15 protein-coding genes and 1 tRNA gene are annotated in these 15,860 nt (G+C 71.3%); 3 read left to right on the plus strand and 13 right to left on the minus strand.

Annotated features, from left to right (window positions below; genetic code table 11):
• The 7 genes from cysD to ACWCO3_RS18960 all read right to left on the minus strand — a co-directional run.
• Window positions 1-602: sulfate adenylyltransferase subunit CysD (gene cysD / locus ACWCO3_RS18930; RefSeq protein ID WP_450011192.1), on the minus strand; the 602-nt coding region annotated here is incomplete at its 3' end.
• 75 nt (window positions 603-677) lie between these two features.
• Entirely contained in the window at window positions 678-1,508 is an 831-nt protein-coding gene (locus tag ACWCO3_RS18935) for an inositol monophosphatase family protein (RefSeq protein WP_088986426.1), read from the minus strand.
• Window positions 1,509-1,688: 180 nt separating this feature from the next.
• The gene (pth, locus tag ACWCO3_RS18940; RefSeq protein ID WP_145786230.1) at window positions 1,689-2,279 is read right to left on the minus strand and encodes an aminoacyl-tRNA hydrolase; all 591 of its coding nucleotides are present in this window, start codon (window positions 2,277-2,279) and stop codon (window positions 1,689-1,691) included.
• A 93-nt stretch (window positions 2,280-2,372) separates the two neighbouring features.
• The gene (locus tag ACWCO3_RS18945; protein WP_145786229.1) at window positions 2,373-3,071 is read right to left on the minus strand and encodes a 50S ribosomal protein L25/general stress protein Ctc; all 699 of its coding nucleotides are present in this window, start codon (window positions 3,069-3,071) and stop codon (window positions 2,373-2,375) included.
• Window positions 3,072-3,405: 334 nt separating this feature from the next.
• Window positions 3,406-4,386 carry a ribose-phosphate diphosphokinase gene (locus tag ACWCO3_RS18950; protein WP_145786228.1) on the minus strand — a complete coding sequence of 327 codons (981 nt, stop codon included), beginning with the start codon at window positions 4,384-4,386 and terminating at the stop codon, window positions 3,406-3,408.
• A gap of 58 nt (window positions 4,387-4,444) precedes the next feature.
• The gene (gene glmU, locus ACWCO3_RS18955; protein ID WP_450011201.1) at window positions 4,445-6,007 is read right to left on the minus strand and encodes a bifunctional UDP-N-acetylglucosamine diphosphorylase/glucosamine-1-phosphate N-acetyltransferase GlmU; all 1,563 of its coding nucleotides are present in this window, start codon (window positions 6,005-6,007) and stop codon (window positions 4,445-4,447) included.
• A gap of 107 nt (window positions 6,008-6,114) precedes the next feature.
• Window positions 6,115-6,186, minus strand: a tRNA-Gln gene (locus ACWCO3_RS18960).
• Between the two features lie 318 nt (window positions 6,187-6,504).
• Here ACWCO3_RS18960 and ACWCO3_RS18965 point away from each other — a divergent pair.
• Together ACWCO3_RS18965 and ACWCO3_RS18970 are read left to right on the plus strand one after the other, a co-directional pair.
• Complete coding sequence (locus ACWCO3_RS18965) at window positions 6,505-7,470, plus strand: acyl-CoA desaturase (RefSeq protein WP_145786226.1); 966 nt, start codon at window positions 6,505-6,507, stop codon at window positions 7,468-7,470.
• A gap of 222 nt (window positions 7,471-7,692) precedes the next feature.
• On the plus strand, window positions 7,693-8,385 hold the full coding sequence (locus ACWCO3_RS18970; protein WP_357930894.1) for a TetR/AcrR family transcriptional regulator: 693 nt from the start codon (window positions 7,693-7,695) through the stop codon (window positions 8,383-8,385).
• A gap of 47 nt (window positions 8,386-8,432) precedes the next feature.
• On the opposite strand, the gene ACWCO3_RS18975 is transcribed toward ACWCO3_RS18970, so the two are convergent.
• The 6 genes from ACWCO3_RS18975 to ACWCO3_RS19000 all read right to left on the minus strand — a co-directional run bounded on the left by ACWCO3_RS18975 (window position 8,433) and on the right by ACWCO3_RS19000 (window position 14,415).
• Window positions 8,433-8,909: a DUF4383 domain-containing protein gene (locus tag ACWCO3_RS18975; protein WP_354878310.1), complete on the minus strand. Its 477-nt coding sequence runs from the start codon at window positions 8,907-8,909 to the stop codon at window positions 8,433-8,435.
• 169 nt (window positions 8,910-9,078) lie between these two features.
• Entirely contained in the window at window positions 9,079-9,534 is a 456-nt protein-coding gene (locus ACWCO3_RS18980) for a DUF4383 domain-containing protein (protein ID WP_145786223.1), read from the minus strand.
• A gap of 101 nt (window positions 9,535-9,635) precedes the next feature.
• On the minus strand, window positions 9,636-11,441 hold the full coding sequence (locus ACWCO3_RS18985; RefSeq protein WP_357837404.1) for an ABC-F family ATP-binding cassette domain-containing protein: 1,806 nt from the start codon (window positions 11,439-11,441) through the stop codon (window positions 9,636-9,638).
• A 120-nt stretch (window positions 11,442-11,561) separates the two neighbouring features.
• A complete protein-coding gene (locus ACWCO3_RS18990; RefSeq protein ID WP_145786221.1) occupies window positions 11,562-12,512 on the minus strand; it encodes a 4-(cytidine 5'-diphospho)-2-C-methyl-D-erythritol kinase in 951 nt (316 codons plus the stop codon).
• Window positions 12,513-12,599: 87 nt separating this feature from the next.
• Window positions 12,600-13,469, minus strand: coding sequence for a 16S rRNA (adenine(1518)-N(6)/adenine(1519)-N(6))-dimethyltransferase RsmA (rsmA, locus tag ACWCO3_RS18995; protein ID WP_145786220.1), 870 nt, complete (start codon window positions 13,467-13,469; stop codon window positions 12,600-12,602).
• Between the two features lie 46 nt (window positions 13,470-13,515).
• Window positions 13,516-14,415, minus strand: coding sequence for a TatD family hydrolase (locus ACWCO3_RS19000; protein ID WP_450011199.1), 900 nt, complete (start codon window positions 14,413-14,415; stop codon window positions 13,516-13,518).
• 131 nt (window positions 14,416-14,546) lie between these two features.
• Here ACWCO3_RS19000 and ACWCO3_RS19005 point away from each other — a divergent pair, with 131 nt between their 5' ends.
• A complete protein-coding gene (locus ACWCO3_RS19005; RefSeq protein ID WP_357837392.1) occupies window positions 14,547-15,794 on the plus strand; it encodes a hypothetical protein in 1,248 nt (415 codons plus the stop codon).
• Window positions 15,795-15,860: the final 66 nt, after the last annotated feature.

The raw sequence follows: 15,860 nt of genomic DNA on the forward strand, positions 1-15,860 counted from the left end.
CCATGACGTTCCACAGACCAGCCAGGACGCCGCCGGGTGCGAGGACCCGGGTAATTTCCGGCCCCGCGACGGCCATGTCGAACCAGTGCAGGGCGCCACAACTCCGGCCGCTGGTTCTTCGGGTCCCACTGGCCGAACTCGTCACGGAAGCTGAAGACCCGCTCCTTCGCGCGGGCCTTCTCCTCGTCTCGGCGAGCCCCACCGAAGAGCGCGTCGAAGCGGTGCTTCTCCACGGCGTCCAACAGCACCGGCGTCTGGATCCGGTTGCGCATGCCGTCGCCGGACTCCCGGACCATCCCGCTCGCCAGGGCTTCCGGCACGCTCGCGATCACGAGCTGCAACCCCAGCTCGGCGACTCGCTGGTCGCGGTATTCCAGGACCTCGGGGAAGTTGTGCCCGGTGTCGACGTGCATGACGGGGAAGGGGATGTTGGCCGGGGCGAACGCCTTCTGCGCCAGCCGCAGCATGACGATCGAGTCCTTGCCGCCGGAGAAGAGCAGCACCGGGCGTTCCATTTCGGCGACCACCTCGCGCATCACGAAGATGCTCTCCGCCTCCAGGGCGTCCAGGTGGGAGACCCGGTACGCCGCCGGGGTGGTCATGACACCGACTCGATTCGCTCGATCATCCGATTTCCAGACCTTTCCGGTCGGACATGTCAAGAAAGTCCGCTCAGGCTACCCGGAATGTCTCTGCAGCGCTGCAAGCAACCGGGTGGCGAGATCCTTGCGGCAGACCAGGAGGTCCGGCAGGCGCGGATCCGCCTCGTTGTATCTCAGCGCAGATCCGTCGATCCGGGAAGCGTGTAGTCCGGTGGCCGTCGCCACAGCGACCGGGGCAGCCGAGTCCCACTCGTACTGCCCACCGGCGTGGATATAGGCGTCGACCTCGCCGGTGACCACGGCGGCGATCTTCGCGCCGGCCGAACCCATCGGCACCAGGTGCGCCCCGACGTCCTCGGCCAGGTCGGTGAGGAAGACTGGCGGCCGGCTCCGGCTAGCCGCCAGGCGGATCTTCCGCTCGCCGGCCGTCGCCGCTTCCACAGTCATCGGCGGGTACGCCGGCGGGTAGTCGGTGCCCAGCACCCGGTGCTGCGCCGGCAGGCCGACCGCCCCGGCGACCAGCCCGTGCGGGCTCGGCGCGTTACGCGCCCAGAGCGCCACGTGCACCGCCCAGTCCGAGCGGCCCTCCTCGGAGAACTCCCGGGTGCCGTCCAACGGGTCGATGATCCACACCCGGTCGGCGGTCAACCGCGACACCGCCCCGGTGTTCACCTCGGCCGCCCAGGCCAACCGCGAGCCCTCGTCCTCCTCGGAGAGCACCGCGTCGCCCGGTCGCCACTTCGCCAACTCCGTGCGAATCAGGTCGTGCGACACCTTGTCCCCGGCCGACTTCAGCGCGCCGGAGTCCGCGAAACCCATCTCCGTGCGCAGGTCGAGCAACGCCTGCCCGGCCCGGGACGCCAGCCATCGGGCGAACGCGCCATCGATCATCGGAGGACTGCTCATCTGCCCGCTCCCGTCGCCTCGCCGCGACCCGTGCCCGCACAGGCCGATTCGCCGCGACCCGCGTCGCCGGTCGCGGCACGCCGAAAGGCGCAGACTACCGGCCCACCGTTTCCGATCCGGTACGCCTCGCCCGGCCAGACTCGGTCGAGAGGTCCCGAGTCGGGGCCTTCGGACCCGGCCTCAACTGCCGTGGTAGAGGTTCTGCGTGGGCTCGACGCCCTTGACGATCACCGACTCCACCACGTCGGCAGCCCGGTCCACCAGGAAATCCAGTTCCTTACGCTCCGCCGCGCCAAAATCCGACAGCACGTAATCCGCCGGATCCTGCCGCCCCGGCGGTCGGCCGACGCCGAACCGCACCCGCGCGTAGTCCTTCGTGCCCAACGACTTCGACATCGACCGCAGGCCGTTGTGCCCACCCTCACCGCCGCCGAACTTCACCCGCACCTGGCCGTAGGAGATGTCCAGTTCGTCGTGCACCGCGATCACCTGCGCCACCGGCACCTTGTAGAACTGCGCCAGGGCCGCCACCGGCCCACCGGACAGGTTCATGTACGTCAGTGGCTTCACCAGCACCAGCTTCGGTCCACCGAACCCCAGCCGCGCCTCGGCCACCTCGGCCACCGCCCGCTTGTGCCGCCCGAACCGGGCACCAACCCGACCGGCCAGCAGGTCGGCCACCATGAAACCGACGTTGTGCCGGTTCCCGGCGTACTCCCGACCGGGGTTGCCCAAGCCGACCACCAGCCACGGCCCCGCCTCGTCCGTCACGACCTTTCCCTCCCGACGCCCATCCACCGACTCCCGATACGCCGACAGGCGCCCCCGATCATCCGGGGACGCCTGTCGCAGAGCTTGAACCGATCAGGCCTCGGTGCGCGCCTCGGCGTTCTCGTCGCCCTCGGCGGCCGGAGCCGCGTCCGCACCCTCGGAGCCCTCGGTGGTCTCGCCGACCTCGGCCTCGGCCTCGTCGGTGGCCACCTCGATCTCGGGCAGCGTCGCCTCGAGCTGCTCGGCGGTGGGGGCGGCGGTCACCGACGCGACGGTCAGGTCGGAGTCGGCGGCCAGCTCGACGCCGGACGGCAGCTCGACGTCAGCGGCGGTCACCTGGGTGCCCGCCTCCAGGCCCTCGATCGAGGCCTCGAGGTGGTCCGGAACCTTGGTGGCGTCGGCGGTCACCGAGAGGGTGTCGTGGTCGTGCACGATCAGGGTGTCCCGCGCGGCCTCGCCGGTCAGCTGGACCGGAACCTCGACGGTGACCTTCTCGCCCCGACGGACCAGGATCAGGTCGACGTGCTCGAAGGTGTCCCGGATCGGGTCCCGCTGGATCGCCTTCGGCAGCGCCAGCACCTGGGTGCCGTCGGTGATGTCGATCGCGAAGAGCTGGTTGGCGCCGCCCTTACGGATCGCCGCGGCGAACTCCCGCGACGGCAGCGCGATGTGCTTGGGCTTCTCGCCGTGGCCGTACAGCACGGCGGGCACCTTGCCGGCCCGGCGGGTACGGCGGGCACCACCCTTGCCGAACTCGGTGCGGGGCTCGGCGCTGATCTTTACCTCGGACACGGGGAAACTCCTGATGCTTTTCGCTGCGGCGGCTTGTCGTCTGGCGGTGCTGGGGCGAGGGGCTCGCTGGGGCTCATGCGTCATGAACGACTGCCCGGAGCACCGCGTCGATGACGGTGCCTCCGTGCGGCGCTTTTCAGCGGCCCGCCGGGCACCCTCGCCGTGGCAACCGCACCAGTCTACCCGAGCTGTTTCCAGGGTTTCCGGCAGTCCCCGTTCACGGCTCCAGACCGGCGCGTCGGTGGTATTCCCACCAGCGCGCCGGCCCCGTTTCCACCAGTTTGACAGCCCCGCCCCCGCCGGAACGGCGAGTGGCGGAAACGGGGCTAAATGATCAGCTCAGGCCGCCGAAGAGGGTGGTCACCGAACCGTCGTCGAAGACCTCCCGGATCGCCCGCGCCAGCAGCGGCGCGATCGACAGCACTGTCAGCTTGTCCAACTGCTTCTCCGGCGGAAGCGGCAACGTGTTGGTCACCACGATCTCGCTGATCGAGCTGTTCTTCAGCCGCTCGGTGGCCGGGTCCGACAGCAGCGCGTGGGTGGACGCGACAACGATCTCCGCGGCCCCCTGTTCCTTCAGGATGTCGGCGGCCTTGGCGATCGTGCCGCCGGTGTCGATCATGTCGTCGACGATCAGGCAGACCCGGCCCTCCACCTCGCCGACCACGCGGTTCGCCACGACCTGGTTCGGCTTCATCGGGTCCCGGGTCTTGTGGATGAACGCCAGCGGGCAACCGCCCAGCCGGTCGGTCCACCGCTCGGCAACCCGCACCCGGCCCGAGTCCGGTGCCACCACTGTCATCGGTCGGCCGGCGTACTTGCGCTCCACGTACTCGGCCAGGATGTCCATGGCGAAGAGGTGGTCCACCGGGCCGTCGAAGAAGCCCTGGATCTGTGCGGTGTGCAGGTCGACGGTGAGGATGCGGTTCGCGCCGGCGGTCTTCAACAGGTCCGCCACCAGGCGGGCCGAGATCGGCTCCCGACCCCGGTGCTTCTTGTCCTGACGCGCGTACGGGTAGAACGGCAGCACCACGGTGATCCGCTTCGCCGACCCCCGCTTCAGCGCGTCAACCATGATCAGGGTCTCCATGACCCAGGTGTTCACTCCGTGCGTGACGGACTGCACCACGAAGGCGTCCGAACCACGCACCGAGTCTTTGAAACGTACGAAGATCTCGCCGTTGGCGAACTCGTACGCGTCGGCCGGGGTCGGCGCGACGCCGAGCACCTCGCCGATCTCCTTGGCCAACTCCGGAAAGCCACGTCCGGAAAAGAGCATCAGGCTTTTGCGGTTTTCGGCGACGATGCTGCCCATGGGCCCGTCTGCTCCCGTTTTGTCGGCGGTACCCGACCCGGTGGTGGTGGGTCAGGGACTATTCGGTTGCAGTATCTCCCGGGCCGGATGCGCCGCCCACCGTCTCGGTCACCCCGTGGATTGCCTCACTGTCGCTTGCGGTGCCGGGTGCCACCGACGCACCCTTCGCGTCGCCGACTCGCTGCGCACCCTTCGCGTCGCTGGCCCGCTGCGCCGCCTCGGCCGCTGCCGTGCCGGCGCGGCGCTTCACCACCCAGCCCTCGATGTTGCGCTGGCGGGCCCGGGCGACGCCCATCGCACCCGCCGGCACGTCGTCGACGATGACCGAGCCAGCAGCCGTGTACGCGCCGTCGCCCACCTCGACCGGCGCCACGAACATGTTGTCCGCCCCCGTGCGGGCGTGGCTGCCGATGACGGTGTGGTGCTTGTTCACCCCGTCGTAGTTCACGAAGACCGACGCCGCGCCGATGTTGGTGTGCTCGCCGATCGTCGCGTCACCCACGTACGTGAGGTGCGGCACCTTGGAGCCCGCGCCGATCTGCGTGTTCTTCACCTCGACGAACGTGCCGACCTTCGCCTTCTCGGCGAGTCGTGCGGCCGGCCGCAGGTACGCGTAGGGCCCGACGGTGGCGCCAGCGCCCACCTCGGCGCCGACGGCGTGGCTTCTGACCACCGACGCGGCGGGGCCGACGACCGTGTCGATGAGCGTGACGTCCGGCCCGACCAGCGCGCCCGCGCCGACCACTGTGGCTCCGCGCAGCTGGGTGTTCTGGTCGACCACGGCGTCGCGGTCCAGCGCCACCGTCACGTCGATCCAGGTGGTCGCCGGGTCGAGCAGGCTGACCCCGGTCCGCATCCACGCCTCGTTGACCCGGTCGCGCAGCAGCCGGCGCAGCGCCGCCAGCTCCACCCGGTCGTTGCAGCCCAACGTCTCCACGTGGTCGTCGGCCACGTGCACGGCGACCGGCTCACCGGCCGAGCGGAGCAGCCCGAAGACGTCGGTCAGGTACTCCTCGCCCTGGTCGTTGTCGGTGGAGAGCTTGCCCAGCGCGTCGCGCAGCCGCACCGCGTCGAACGCGTAGATGCCGGCGTTGATCTCCCGGATCGCCCGCTGCGTCGCGTCGGCGTCACGCTCTTCGACGATCTGCTCCAGGCGGCCGTCGGCGTCCCGGACGATCCGGCCGAGCCCGGTCGGGTCGGGCACCTCGGCGGCGAGCACGGTGGCCGCCGCGGCGGCCTCCTCGTGCGCGGTCACCAGCGCGCCGACCGTCTCGGGTCGCAGCAGCGGCACGTCCCCGTTGATCACCACGACGGTGCCGGCCCCGTCCGGGACGGCGTCCAGCGCGATCCGTACGGCGTGGCCGGTGCCGAGCTGCTCGGCCTGGAGCACGGGCGTGGCGTCCGGTGCGACCTCGGAGAGGTGCCCCCGGACCTGGTCGGCGCCATGCCCCACGACGACGACGGTGCGGTCAGCGGCGAGCGGCGCGGCGGCGCTCAGCACGTGACCGAGTAGCGTCCGACCGAGCAGCGGGTGCAGCACCTTGGGCAGTGTCGACTTCATCCGCTTGCCCTCACCGGCGGCGAGAACGACGACGGTACGAAGGTGGGGCTGGGGCACGATGTGGCTCCCGTCGGGACGGCGGACACTCTCGCGGCCATGCTAGCCGCGGGCCCCATCGCGTCTTCCTCTTACCCCCACCGGACCCTAAAACGGGCGCAGATGGACAGCTCGGCCGCCAGGGTTCGAACCTGAAATACGGGTACCAAAGACCCGGGTGTTGCCAGTTACACCACGGCCGATCAACGATGCGAGCACGTCGCATCCGGGGGGACGAGCACCCCGCCGGCTACACCTTAGCGTCCCGAGCGTCGGACGCCATCGCTCATTCCACCCCACCCCGCCGAACCCGCTTCCCGGACAGCCGCCGGCACCCCCTGTTCCGTACTCCCGGCGCCTGCGACGACACCGCGACCCGCCGCCGCTCGCACTGCCTTGACCTGCTGGTTCGTGCGAGTATCCGAGGGTTTTTCGAAACTTCCCCGTGCGATCTACGGTGCCGTAAGTTACGGTGACGTAGGCGTAACTTCGTGATCGTCACCTTCCCCCTGCGAGGTCCCATGTCCACTGCTCTGCTCGATCCCAACACCGCCGCGCCCGGCCCCAAACCCCTCACCGACGGCAGCCAGTCCCCCGGCATCCTGGCCGCCCTGTGGGCGTTCGTGGTGATCCCCTTCGTCGCCCTGCTGGTCGCCGTGCCCGTCGCCTGGGGCGGCTGGCTCGGCTGGACCGACGTGATCATCGGCCTGGTCTGGTACGTCATCTCCGGGCTCGGCATCACCGTCGGCTTCCACCGCTACTTCACGCACGGCTCGTTCAAGGCGAAGCGGTGGCTGCGGGTGTCATTGGCGGTGGCGGGCTCACTGGCGGTGCAGGGCGAGATCATCCAGTGGGTGGCCGACCACCGCCGACACCACGCGTTCTCCGACCTGGAGGGCGACCCGCACTCGCCGTGGCGCTTCGGCACCAGCTTCTGGGCGTTGACCCGAGGCCTGTTCCACGCGCACGTCGGCTGGCTGTTCCGCCGTGAGCTGTCCAACCGCGAGCGCTTCGCACCGGACCTCATCGCCGACCGCGACATCAGCCGGGTCGACCGTCTCTTCCCGATGCTGGTGGCCATCTCGCTGCTCGGCCCGGCGCTGATCGGTGGCCTGGTGACCTGGTCCTGGCAGGGCGCGCTGACCGCGTTCTTCTGGGCCGGGCTGGTCCGGATCGGCCTGCTGCACCACGTCACCTGGGCGATCAACTCGGTCTGCCACGTCTACGGTGAGCGTCCGTTCGCGATGCGTCAGGGCGACCGCGCGTCGAACTTCTGGCCGCTGGCGATCCTGTCCTTCGGCGAGAGCTGGCACAACCTGCACCACGCTGACCCGACCAGCGCCCGGCACGGCGTGCTCCGCGGGCAGGTCGACATCTCCGCCCGGGTGATCTGGATGTTCGAGAAGGTCGGCGCGGCGTCGCACGTGCGCTGGCCGAAGCCGGAACGCCTGGCCGCGAAGCTGGTGAAGCCGGTCGCACCCCGGTAAAACCGGGCGGTGCGCCGGGAGGCCGCCTGGCAGGATGGCCCAGATGACCGAGCCACGCGGGGGGACCGGACGGCTCGGCCGACGGGGAGCCGGGCTCGATCCGGATACGGTCGGACGGCGCGGCGGGGTCGGACCGCCCGACAGTGAGGCGACGACGTGAACGGGCACAGCGGAGGCACCATCCCACGGCAGGGCGTCACCGAGCGCCAGCGAGGCGGCGACATGCCCGAGAGCAAGGATGTGGCCGAGGGCCGGCGGGCGACGCCGGCCCCGGCCCCGGCCCCGAAACCGAAGACCACCTCCCGGGTACGCATGTCGGCGGCCCAGCGACGGGAGCAGTTGATCGCGACCGGCCGGCAGTTGTTCGCCGAGCGTGGCTTCGACGCCACCTCGATCGAGGAGGTCGCCGCCCGCGCCAAGGTCTCCAAGCCGGTGGTGTACGAGCACTTCGGCGGCAAGGAAGGGCTGTACGCGGTGGTGGTGGACCGGGAGGTCCGCGCCCTACTGGACCGGATCACCACGGCGTTGACCGCTGGGCATCCCCGGGAGCTGCTGGAACAGGCCGCGCTGGCCCTGCTGGGCTACATCGAGGAGGAGGCCAGCGGCTTCCGGGTCCTGGTCCGCGAGTCGCCGCTGATGTCCGGCACGGCCAACTTCAGCAGCGTGATGAACGACGTGGCGCACCAGGTCGAGCACATCCTGGGCGCCGAGTTCAAGAGCCGCGGGTACGACCCGAAGCTCGCCGAGCTCTACTCGCAGGCGCTGGTCGGCATGGTGGCCCTGACCGGGCGCTGGTGGCTGGAGGTGCGCAAGCCGCGCAAGGAGACGGTGGCGGCGCACCTCGTCAACCTGGCGTGGAACGGGCTGTCGCACCTGGAGGCGAAGCCGACACTGATCACCGCGCGCCGCCACTGAGCCGGCTGACCCCGAGCCCGCTGACCGCACACCGCTGCTGAGCCTGCTCAGCGGCGGTGTGCGTCGGCGACCGGGTGTTTACGGCGCTCCAGCTCCGCCTCCGCGTGCTCGGCCGGGCCGACCTTGTCGTACAGGCCGGTGCCGAACAGGATCAGGCCGAACAGCATCGACACCACGACTGTCGACATCGAGAAGTTGAGGAAGTTCGCGTCGGTCTGCAGCACGGACATCATCAGAATGCTGGTCACCAGGAACACCACACCCGCAGTGAGATTCATGTAGTGACCGAGGTTGCTGCGCCGCGACGCCCCGATGATCAGGACGATTCCGAAGATCACCGAGGCGAGCGAGAAGGCCAGGTTGGTCCGCAGTCCGAGGGCCCAGGTGCTGCTCCGAGCGAAGAGCGGGTCACCGATCGTCTCGGCGACACCCCAGACGCCGAAGACCAGGATGTAGACGCCGACCAGACCGGAGAGGACCCGGTACAGCGGCCGTGCCGGATGGTTGACCGGAAAATGCGGCATACCCGAGACCCCCTGATTGACCGTTTCAGGGGAATTGTCGCCCACAAAAACGGGCACGTCAGGCAAAACACTGATGGTCGCGCGGGAGCCCGAGCTGCGCAGGGATCAAGCCTGACCGCCCGGAGCAGCTCGGGCTCCGGCGAAAACCACCACCGCAACCACGAAGAGCTCAGAGAATCAGACGAGCCTTGTGGAAGGCCTCCGCCTCCTCCTCGGACCCGACCTTGCCGTACATGCCGACCATGAGCAGCACCAGGGACGCCGTCAGCACCACGACCACAGTGGTGATGCTGAAGTTGAAGATGTTGGCGTCGGTGCGGATGAAGGCGAGACCACCCAGGCCGATCACCATCAGGGCGTACGCCAGCCACTGGTTGATCGCCACGTCGATGTTGCGGCCGAGCGCGGTGCCGACCAGCACGACGATCCCGAGCAACACGCTGAGCAGCGAGAAGCCGAGGTTGGTGCCCTGACCGAGGACCCGGGTGTCGTCCTGGGCGAGGATCTCGTTGCCGGTGCTGGCGATGATGCCGAGCACACCGAAGACCACCAGGTACAGACCGGTCAGCCCGCCGATCGCCCGGTAGATCGGCCGCGCGGGGTGGTTGACGGGGGTGTGTGCCATGTCTGTGTCTCCAACGCCGTGGGGTAGGTGTCGCCGACGATTGTCTCGCATGTGGTGGTGTGACGCCGCACACGGGGCCCGGGCCGGCGCGCCCGGAACGTTCAGCTCTCCGGCAGGTCCTCGGCGAGGGTCATCCAGCTCTCCTCGATCCGCTCCCGCTCGGCGCGCAGATCCTTGAGCTGGGCGTCCAACTCGGCGACCCGGGCGTAGTCGGTGGCGTCCGCCGCCAACTGATCGAGCAGCGTGGTCTCGCGCTGGTCGAGTTTGCCGAGCTGCCGTTCCAGCCGGCTCAGTTCCTTGCGGGCCTGGCGGACCTCGGCGGCGGACATGCCGGCTCCCGAGGAAGCGGTGGGCCCGGAGGTCGAGGTGACACCCGCCCGAGAAGAGCCGGCCCGCTCGGCGGTCCGCGCGAGGTACTCGTCCACGCCACCCGGCAGGTGCACCAGCCGACCGTCGCCGAACATGCCGTACGCGGTGTCGGTGACCCGCTCGATCAGGTAGCGGTCGTGGCTCGCCACGATGATCGTGCCGGGCCACGAGTCGAGCAGGTCCTCCAACGCTGCGAGGGTGTCGGTGTCCAGGTCGTTGGTGGGCTCGTCGAAGAGCAGGACGTTGGGCTCTCCCGCGAGCAGCCGCAGCATCTGCAACCGGCGGCGTTCCCCACCGGAGAGGTCGCTGACCGGGGTCCAGAGGCGGCGGTCGTCGAAGCCGAACACCTCGGCGAGCTGGGACGCGGAGACCTCCCGGTCGCCGAGCTGGACCCGGCGGGCGACCTCCTCGACGGCTTCCAGCACGCGAAGGTGCCCGGGCAGCTCGGTGAGCTCCTGGGACAGGAACGCCGGCCGCACCGTGGAGCCGGTGCCGAGACGGCCACCGTCGGGGCGGGTGATGCCGGCGAGCAACCGCAGCAACGTGGTCTTGCCGGCGCCGTTGGCGCCGAGGATGGCAATCCGGTCGCCGGGGCCGACCAGCCAGCTGACGTCGCGCAGGATCTCCTTGGGGCCGGCGTGCAGCTCGACGTTCTCCAGCTCGTACACCTGCTTGCCGAGCCGGGAGACGGCCATGCGTTGCAGGGACATGGTGTCCCGCGCCGGCGGCACGTCGGCGATCAACGCGTTCGCGGCGTCGATGCGGAACTGGGGCTTGGAGGTACGGGCCGGCGGACCACGGCGCAGCCAGGCGATCTCCTTGCGGAGCAGGTTCTGCCGGCGGGCCTCGGTGGCGGCGGCGACGCGCTCGCGCTCGGCGCGGGCCAGGGTCCAGGCGGCGAAGCCGCCCTCGTAGGCGCGAACGGTCTGGTCCGCGACCTCCCAGGTGGTGGTGCAGACCGCGTCGAGGAACCACCGGTCGTGGGTGACGACCACCAGCGCGCCCTTGCGGCCGACCAGGTGCCGGGCGAGCCAGTCGACACCGCCGACGTCGAGGTGGTTGGTGGGCTCGTCGAGGATGAGCAGGTCGGAGTCGCGGACGAGTAGCGCGGCGAGCGCCACCCGGCGTCGTTCGCCACCGGACATCGGGCCGACCGGCTGGTCGAGGCCCAGGTGCGGCATGCCGAGGCCGTCGAGGATGGCACGCACACCGGCGTCACCGGCCCACTCGTGCTCGGCGCCCATGCCCTCGTCGAGCCAGGCGGTGCCGAGCACCACGTCCCGGACCGTGGCGTCGGGGGCCAGCGTGAGCTGCTGCGGCAGCCACAGCACGCGCAGGTCGCGACGGTGGGTCACCCGGCCGTCGTCGGGGCCCTCCTGCTTCGTGAGCAGCCGCAGCAGGGTGGACTTGCCGGCGCCGTTGAGGCCGACCACGCCGATCCGGTCGGCGTCGTCCAGGCCGAGCGAGACGTCCGTGAGCAGCCGCCCTGCCGCGCCGTACCCCTTGGACACCCGGTCCAGATTGACGATGTTCGCCACGATCCACCCTTCATGATCAAGGCGTCCCGGTGCCGGCGGGCACCTGGACGCCTGCCTCAAGGGTACGCGGACGCCCCGGCCGACCGCGCCGCGCGCCCGCGGGACTGGTGGGACGGGCCGTCAGCCGACGCGGGCACCGGCGACCGGGCCGTGGGCGACCCGCGCCTCCCGGCACACCTCCGCGGCGTTCAGCTCGGCGGCGATCCGCTCCGCGTCGGCCGCGTCGGCCGCGAGGAACACACAGGTCGGGCCGGAGCCGGAGACGATGCCGGTGAGCGCGCCGGCCTCCTCGCCGGCCTTGAGGGTGTCGGCCAGCGCCGGGAGCATGGCCAGCGCGGCGTCCTGGAGGTCGTTGCCGAGCGTCCGGGCGAGTACCCGGGGGTCGCGTTGACGCAGCGCGCCCAGGAGGGCGTCGGTGGGGCCCAGCGGGGCACCGGCGGCACCGGAGTCGCGCAGCCGGTCCAGCTCGCGGTACGCGGCGGGAGTGGAGAGGCCCACGTCGGCGATCGCCACCACCCAGTGCCAGGTGGTCGGACGGGCCAGCACCGGGCTGATCGCCTCACCCCGGCCGGTGCCCAGCGCGGTGCCCCCGTAGATCAGGAACGGCACGTCGGAGCCGAGGTCGGCGGCGATCCCGGCCAGCTCGTCGCGGGACAGCCCGGTGCCCCACAGCGCGTCGCAGGCCACCAGCGCGGCGGCCGCGTCGGCGCTCCCACCGGCCAGCCCGCCGGCGAGCGGAATCTGCTTACGCAGGTGCAGCCGGGCGTGCGGCAGCACACCCGCGTACCCGGCGAGGGCGTGCGCCGCGCGGATCACCAGGTTGGAGTCGTCCAGGGCCAGCTCGCCGGTGCCCTCGCCCTCCATCGTCAGGGCGAGCGTGTCGCCCCGACGGGCCGTCAGCTCGTCGTAGATCGAGATGGCGTGGTAAACCGTGTTCAGCTCGTGGTAGCCGTCCCGGCGCAGCGGGCCCACCCCGAGGTGCAGATTGACCTTGGCGGGCACCCGGACCTTCACCGGCCCGATGGCCCCGCGTCGCTCGTCCTCGTCGTCCGGACGCCAGGCCTCGGTCACGGGGTGACATCCCGCAAGCGCAGGCGGATGTCGAACGGCTTGGCCACGATCAGCTCCTCGGCGTCCTCGGCGGGCACGGGCGTCAGCCTACTTCGCGGCCGGCGTACCGGCCGGAGCCGACGCGGCGATGGCGGCGAACTGCTCGACGGTCAGGGATTCCCCCCGGGCGCCGGGGTCGACGCCGGCCGCGGTGAGCGCGGCGGCGGCCCGGTCCGCGCTACCGGCCCAGCCGGCCAACGCGGCGCGCAGCGTCTTGCGCCGCTGCGCGAACGCCGCATCCACCACTGCGAACACCCTTTCCCGAGGTACGTCGGACCGGGGCGGTTCGTGGCAGGTGAAGGCGACCAGGCCGGAGTCGACGTTGGGCACCGGCCAGAACACGTTCGGGGGCACCCGTCCGGCACCCCGGGCCTGGGCGTACCAGGCGAGTTTGACCGACGGGATTCCGTACACCTTGGAGCCGGGACCGGCGACCAGCCGGTCGGCGACCTCCTTCTGCACCATCACCAGGCCGTGCCGCAGGGTGGGCAGCACGGCGAGCAGGTGCAGCACCACTGGCACGGCCACGTTGTAGGGCAGGTTCGCCACCAGCGCGGTCGGCGGTGGGTCGGCCAGCTCGGCGGCGGCGACGCGCAGGGCGTCAGCTCGGTGCACGGTGAGCCGGTCGGCGTCCGCCGAGGCGTACCGCGCGGCGGTCTCCGGCAGCGCGCCGGCCAGCACCGGGTCGATCTCCACGGCGTGCACGTGCCCCGCGATCGGCAGCAGCCCCAGGGTCAGCGAACCGAGCCCCGGGCCGACCTCCAGAGCCACGTCGTCCGGGGTCAGGCCGGCGGCGGTGACGATCCGGCGCACGGTGTTCGGGTCGTGCACGAAGTTCTGGCCCAGCTTCTTGGTGGGCGCGACGCCCAGCCGGGCGGCGAGCTCCCGGATCTCCGCCGGGCCGAGGAGACCGGTCATGCCTGGAAGCGTAGCGACGGGGTCGGTGCCGACCGTCGGGCCGGGCTCACCACGGGCCGAAGACCCGGTCGCCGGTGGCGGAGATGGTCGCGCACAGCTCGTCCAGGTCGGTGCCGGTGGTCTGGGCGAGCGCCCGGACGGTGAGCGGGATCAGGTACGAGGCGTTCGGCCGGCCACGGTGCGGTGTCGGGGTGAGGTACGGGGCGTCGGTCTCCACCAGTATCTGGTCGACGGGGGTGAGCGCGGCGGCCTCCCGCAGCGCGTTGGCGCTGCCGAAGGTGACGGTGCCGGCGAAGCTGAGCAGGTAACCGCGGCGGACACACTCGCGGGCGAAGTCGGCGTCACCGGAGAAGCAGTGCAGCACCACCCGGTCCGGCGCTCCCTCGTCGTCGAGGATCCGCAGCACGTCCGCGTGGGCGTCCCGGTCGTGGATGACCAACGCCTTGCCGTACCGCTTGGCGATCGCGATGTGCGCCCGGAAGCTGTCCTCCTGCGCGGCGCGCCCCTCGTCGCCGGTCCGGAAGAAGTCCATTCCGGTCTCGCCGATCCCCCGGACCCGGTCGCGGGCGGCGAGTGACTCGATCTCCCGCAACGCCTCGTCGAGGTCGCTGAGCCGGGGTGCCTCGTTGGGGTGCAGCGCCACGGTGGCCAGCACGGCGGGGTACCGCTCGGCGGTGGCCGCGCCCCACCGGGACGAGGCGACGTCCACGCCCACCTGGACCAGCCGGTCCACCCCGACCTTGGTGGCCAACTCGATCGCCACCCCGACCGGGTCGTCGGCCGGCCCGCCGCCGGGCGCACCGGCCTCGCTGACAGTGATGTCCAGGTGGGTGTGGCTGTCCAGTACCGCGCGGGGCAGCGGCTCGGGGGCGGGCGGAAACTCTCCGGCCCGCCGGGCGGCACGCTCTCGGCGCGATTCAGTGGGCTCGCTCATCAGCGACAGCATCACACACCGGGGCTGTCCATCTGCCCGCCACCCGACGTTCACCTCGACTACGCCGCGCGACTCTACCGTCGCCAGCGAGCGAGCGAACCGGGTCGACAGGGCATCTCGTCGAGGGAGAGGGAGACGGCGGCATGAGCGTCATCCCCCAGACCGGCGGGACCGCCGGCGAACGTACCGGGTTGCATGTGGCGTTCGGCGGCGGTGTGTACCCGGCCGAGGAGATCGCCCGAGGCGCCGCGTACGAGCTGTTCAGCGCCGACGAGGTGGCCGGCTTCGAGTGGGCGCCCCGGCCGGGCAGCGCGCTGCCGTGGCGCCGGTTCGTGCACGTCAGCGAGGTGACCGCGGTACACGGAGGCACCGAACCGGCCGACGAGCCGGAGATGCCGCTGATGATGCCGGCGCACCGCGAGCGGGGTTGGGCGTACCTGCACCAGCTCAGCCAGCAGCCGTCCGCGGCGGGTGACCCGGTGCTGGCGGCGGCGCGCGCGTCGGCGGTGGTCCGGCGGGGCACCCGGATGGTGAAGGTGCTCTCCGCCCAGCAGCTCGCCGGCTACGTGCGGGGCTGGTTGCCGCACGGCTTCTGCTACCGCGAGTACGACGTTGCGCACCTGCGTACGCCGGCGACGACGACGGTGCTGCGCAGCGACGGTGACGTCGGCCGGGAGGGGCCGGATGTGACGTACGCGCTGCGGTGGCGGGCGTCCGACCCGGGCGACTACGACGTGCCGGTGGGCGAGGCGCACCGCGGCCTGACCGCGCTGGCGTCCCGGGACCGGCTCGGCGCCCCGGTGCTGGGCACGGGCTTCGTGCCGAGCAACGGTCAGCTCATTCCGGAGTTCATCACCCGGGACTTCGCCGACCTGCCGATGCCGGCGAACGCCGCCCTGATCGCGTACCCCGCGGAGGGGGTGGAGGTGGTGCTCTACACCTACCAGGCCGAGCAGCGCGGATGGCTGCGGATGGTGGGCCCGCAGTGGCGACACCTGCTGGCCGGGGTGCCGGGCCTGTCCCCGGACCAGGAGTACGTGCCGAACGGGGACGCGCCGCGCTCCACCCAGTTGGTCGGTCTCTACGGTGACACCGAGTACGAGGCGGTGGCCGACCTGCCCGGCGGGTTCCGGGTGCTGGCGATGACCCGGGCGGCCCGTTACCCGGTGGAGGCGGTGGCTCGCCGACTCCGGTTCGCCCAGTGGCGGGGTGTGCCCTGCCTGGTGCTGCGGGAGGAGGCCGGTTGGTTGCGGGTGCGCCTGCGCTTCCCGAACCCGGAGGCGGTGGTGGCGACCGGCGCGCAGTGCCACGAACGAGGCGTCTACGAGGCGTGGGCGTTGGGCACCGAGGTGACCGACGACCAGGTGATGGACACCCGGTACGCGATGTGACGGCGCGCGGCGGCAGCGGGTAGAGCGCGAACAGGACGCCACCGAGCAGGAAGGCCGACCACCCGT

Source organism: Micromonospora sp. NPDC002411, from assembly GCF_053592955.1.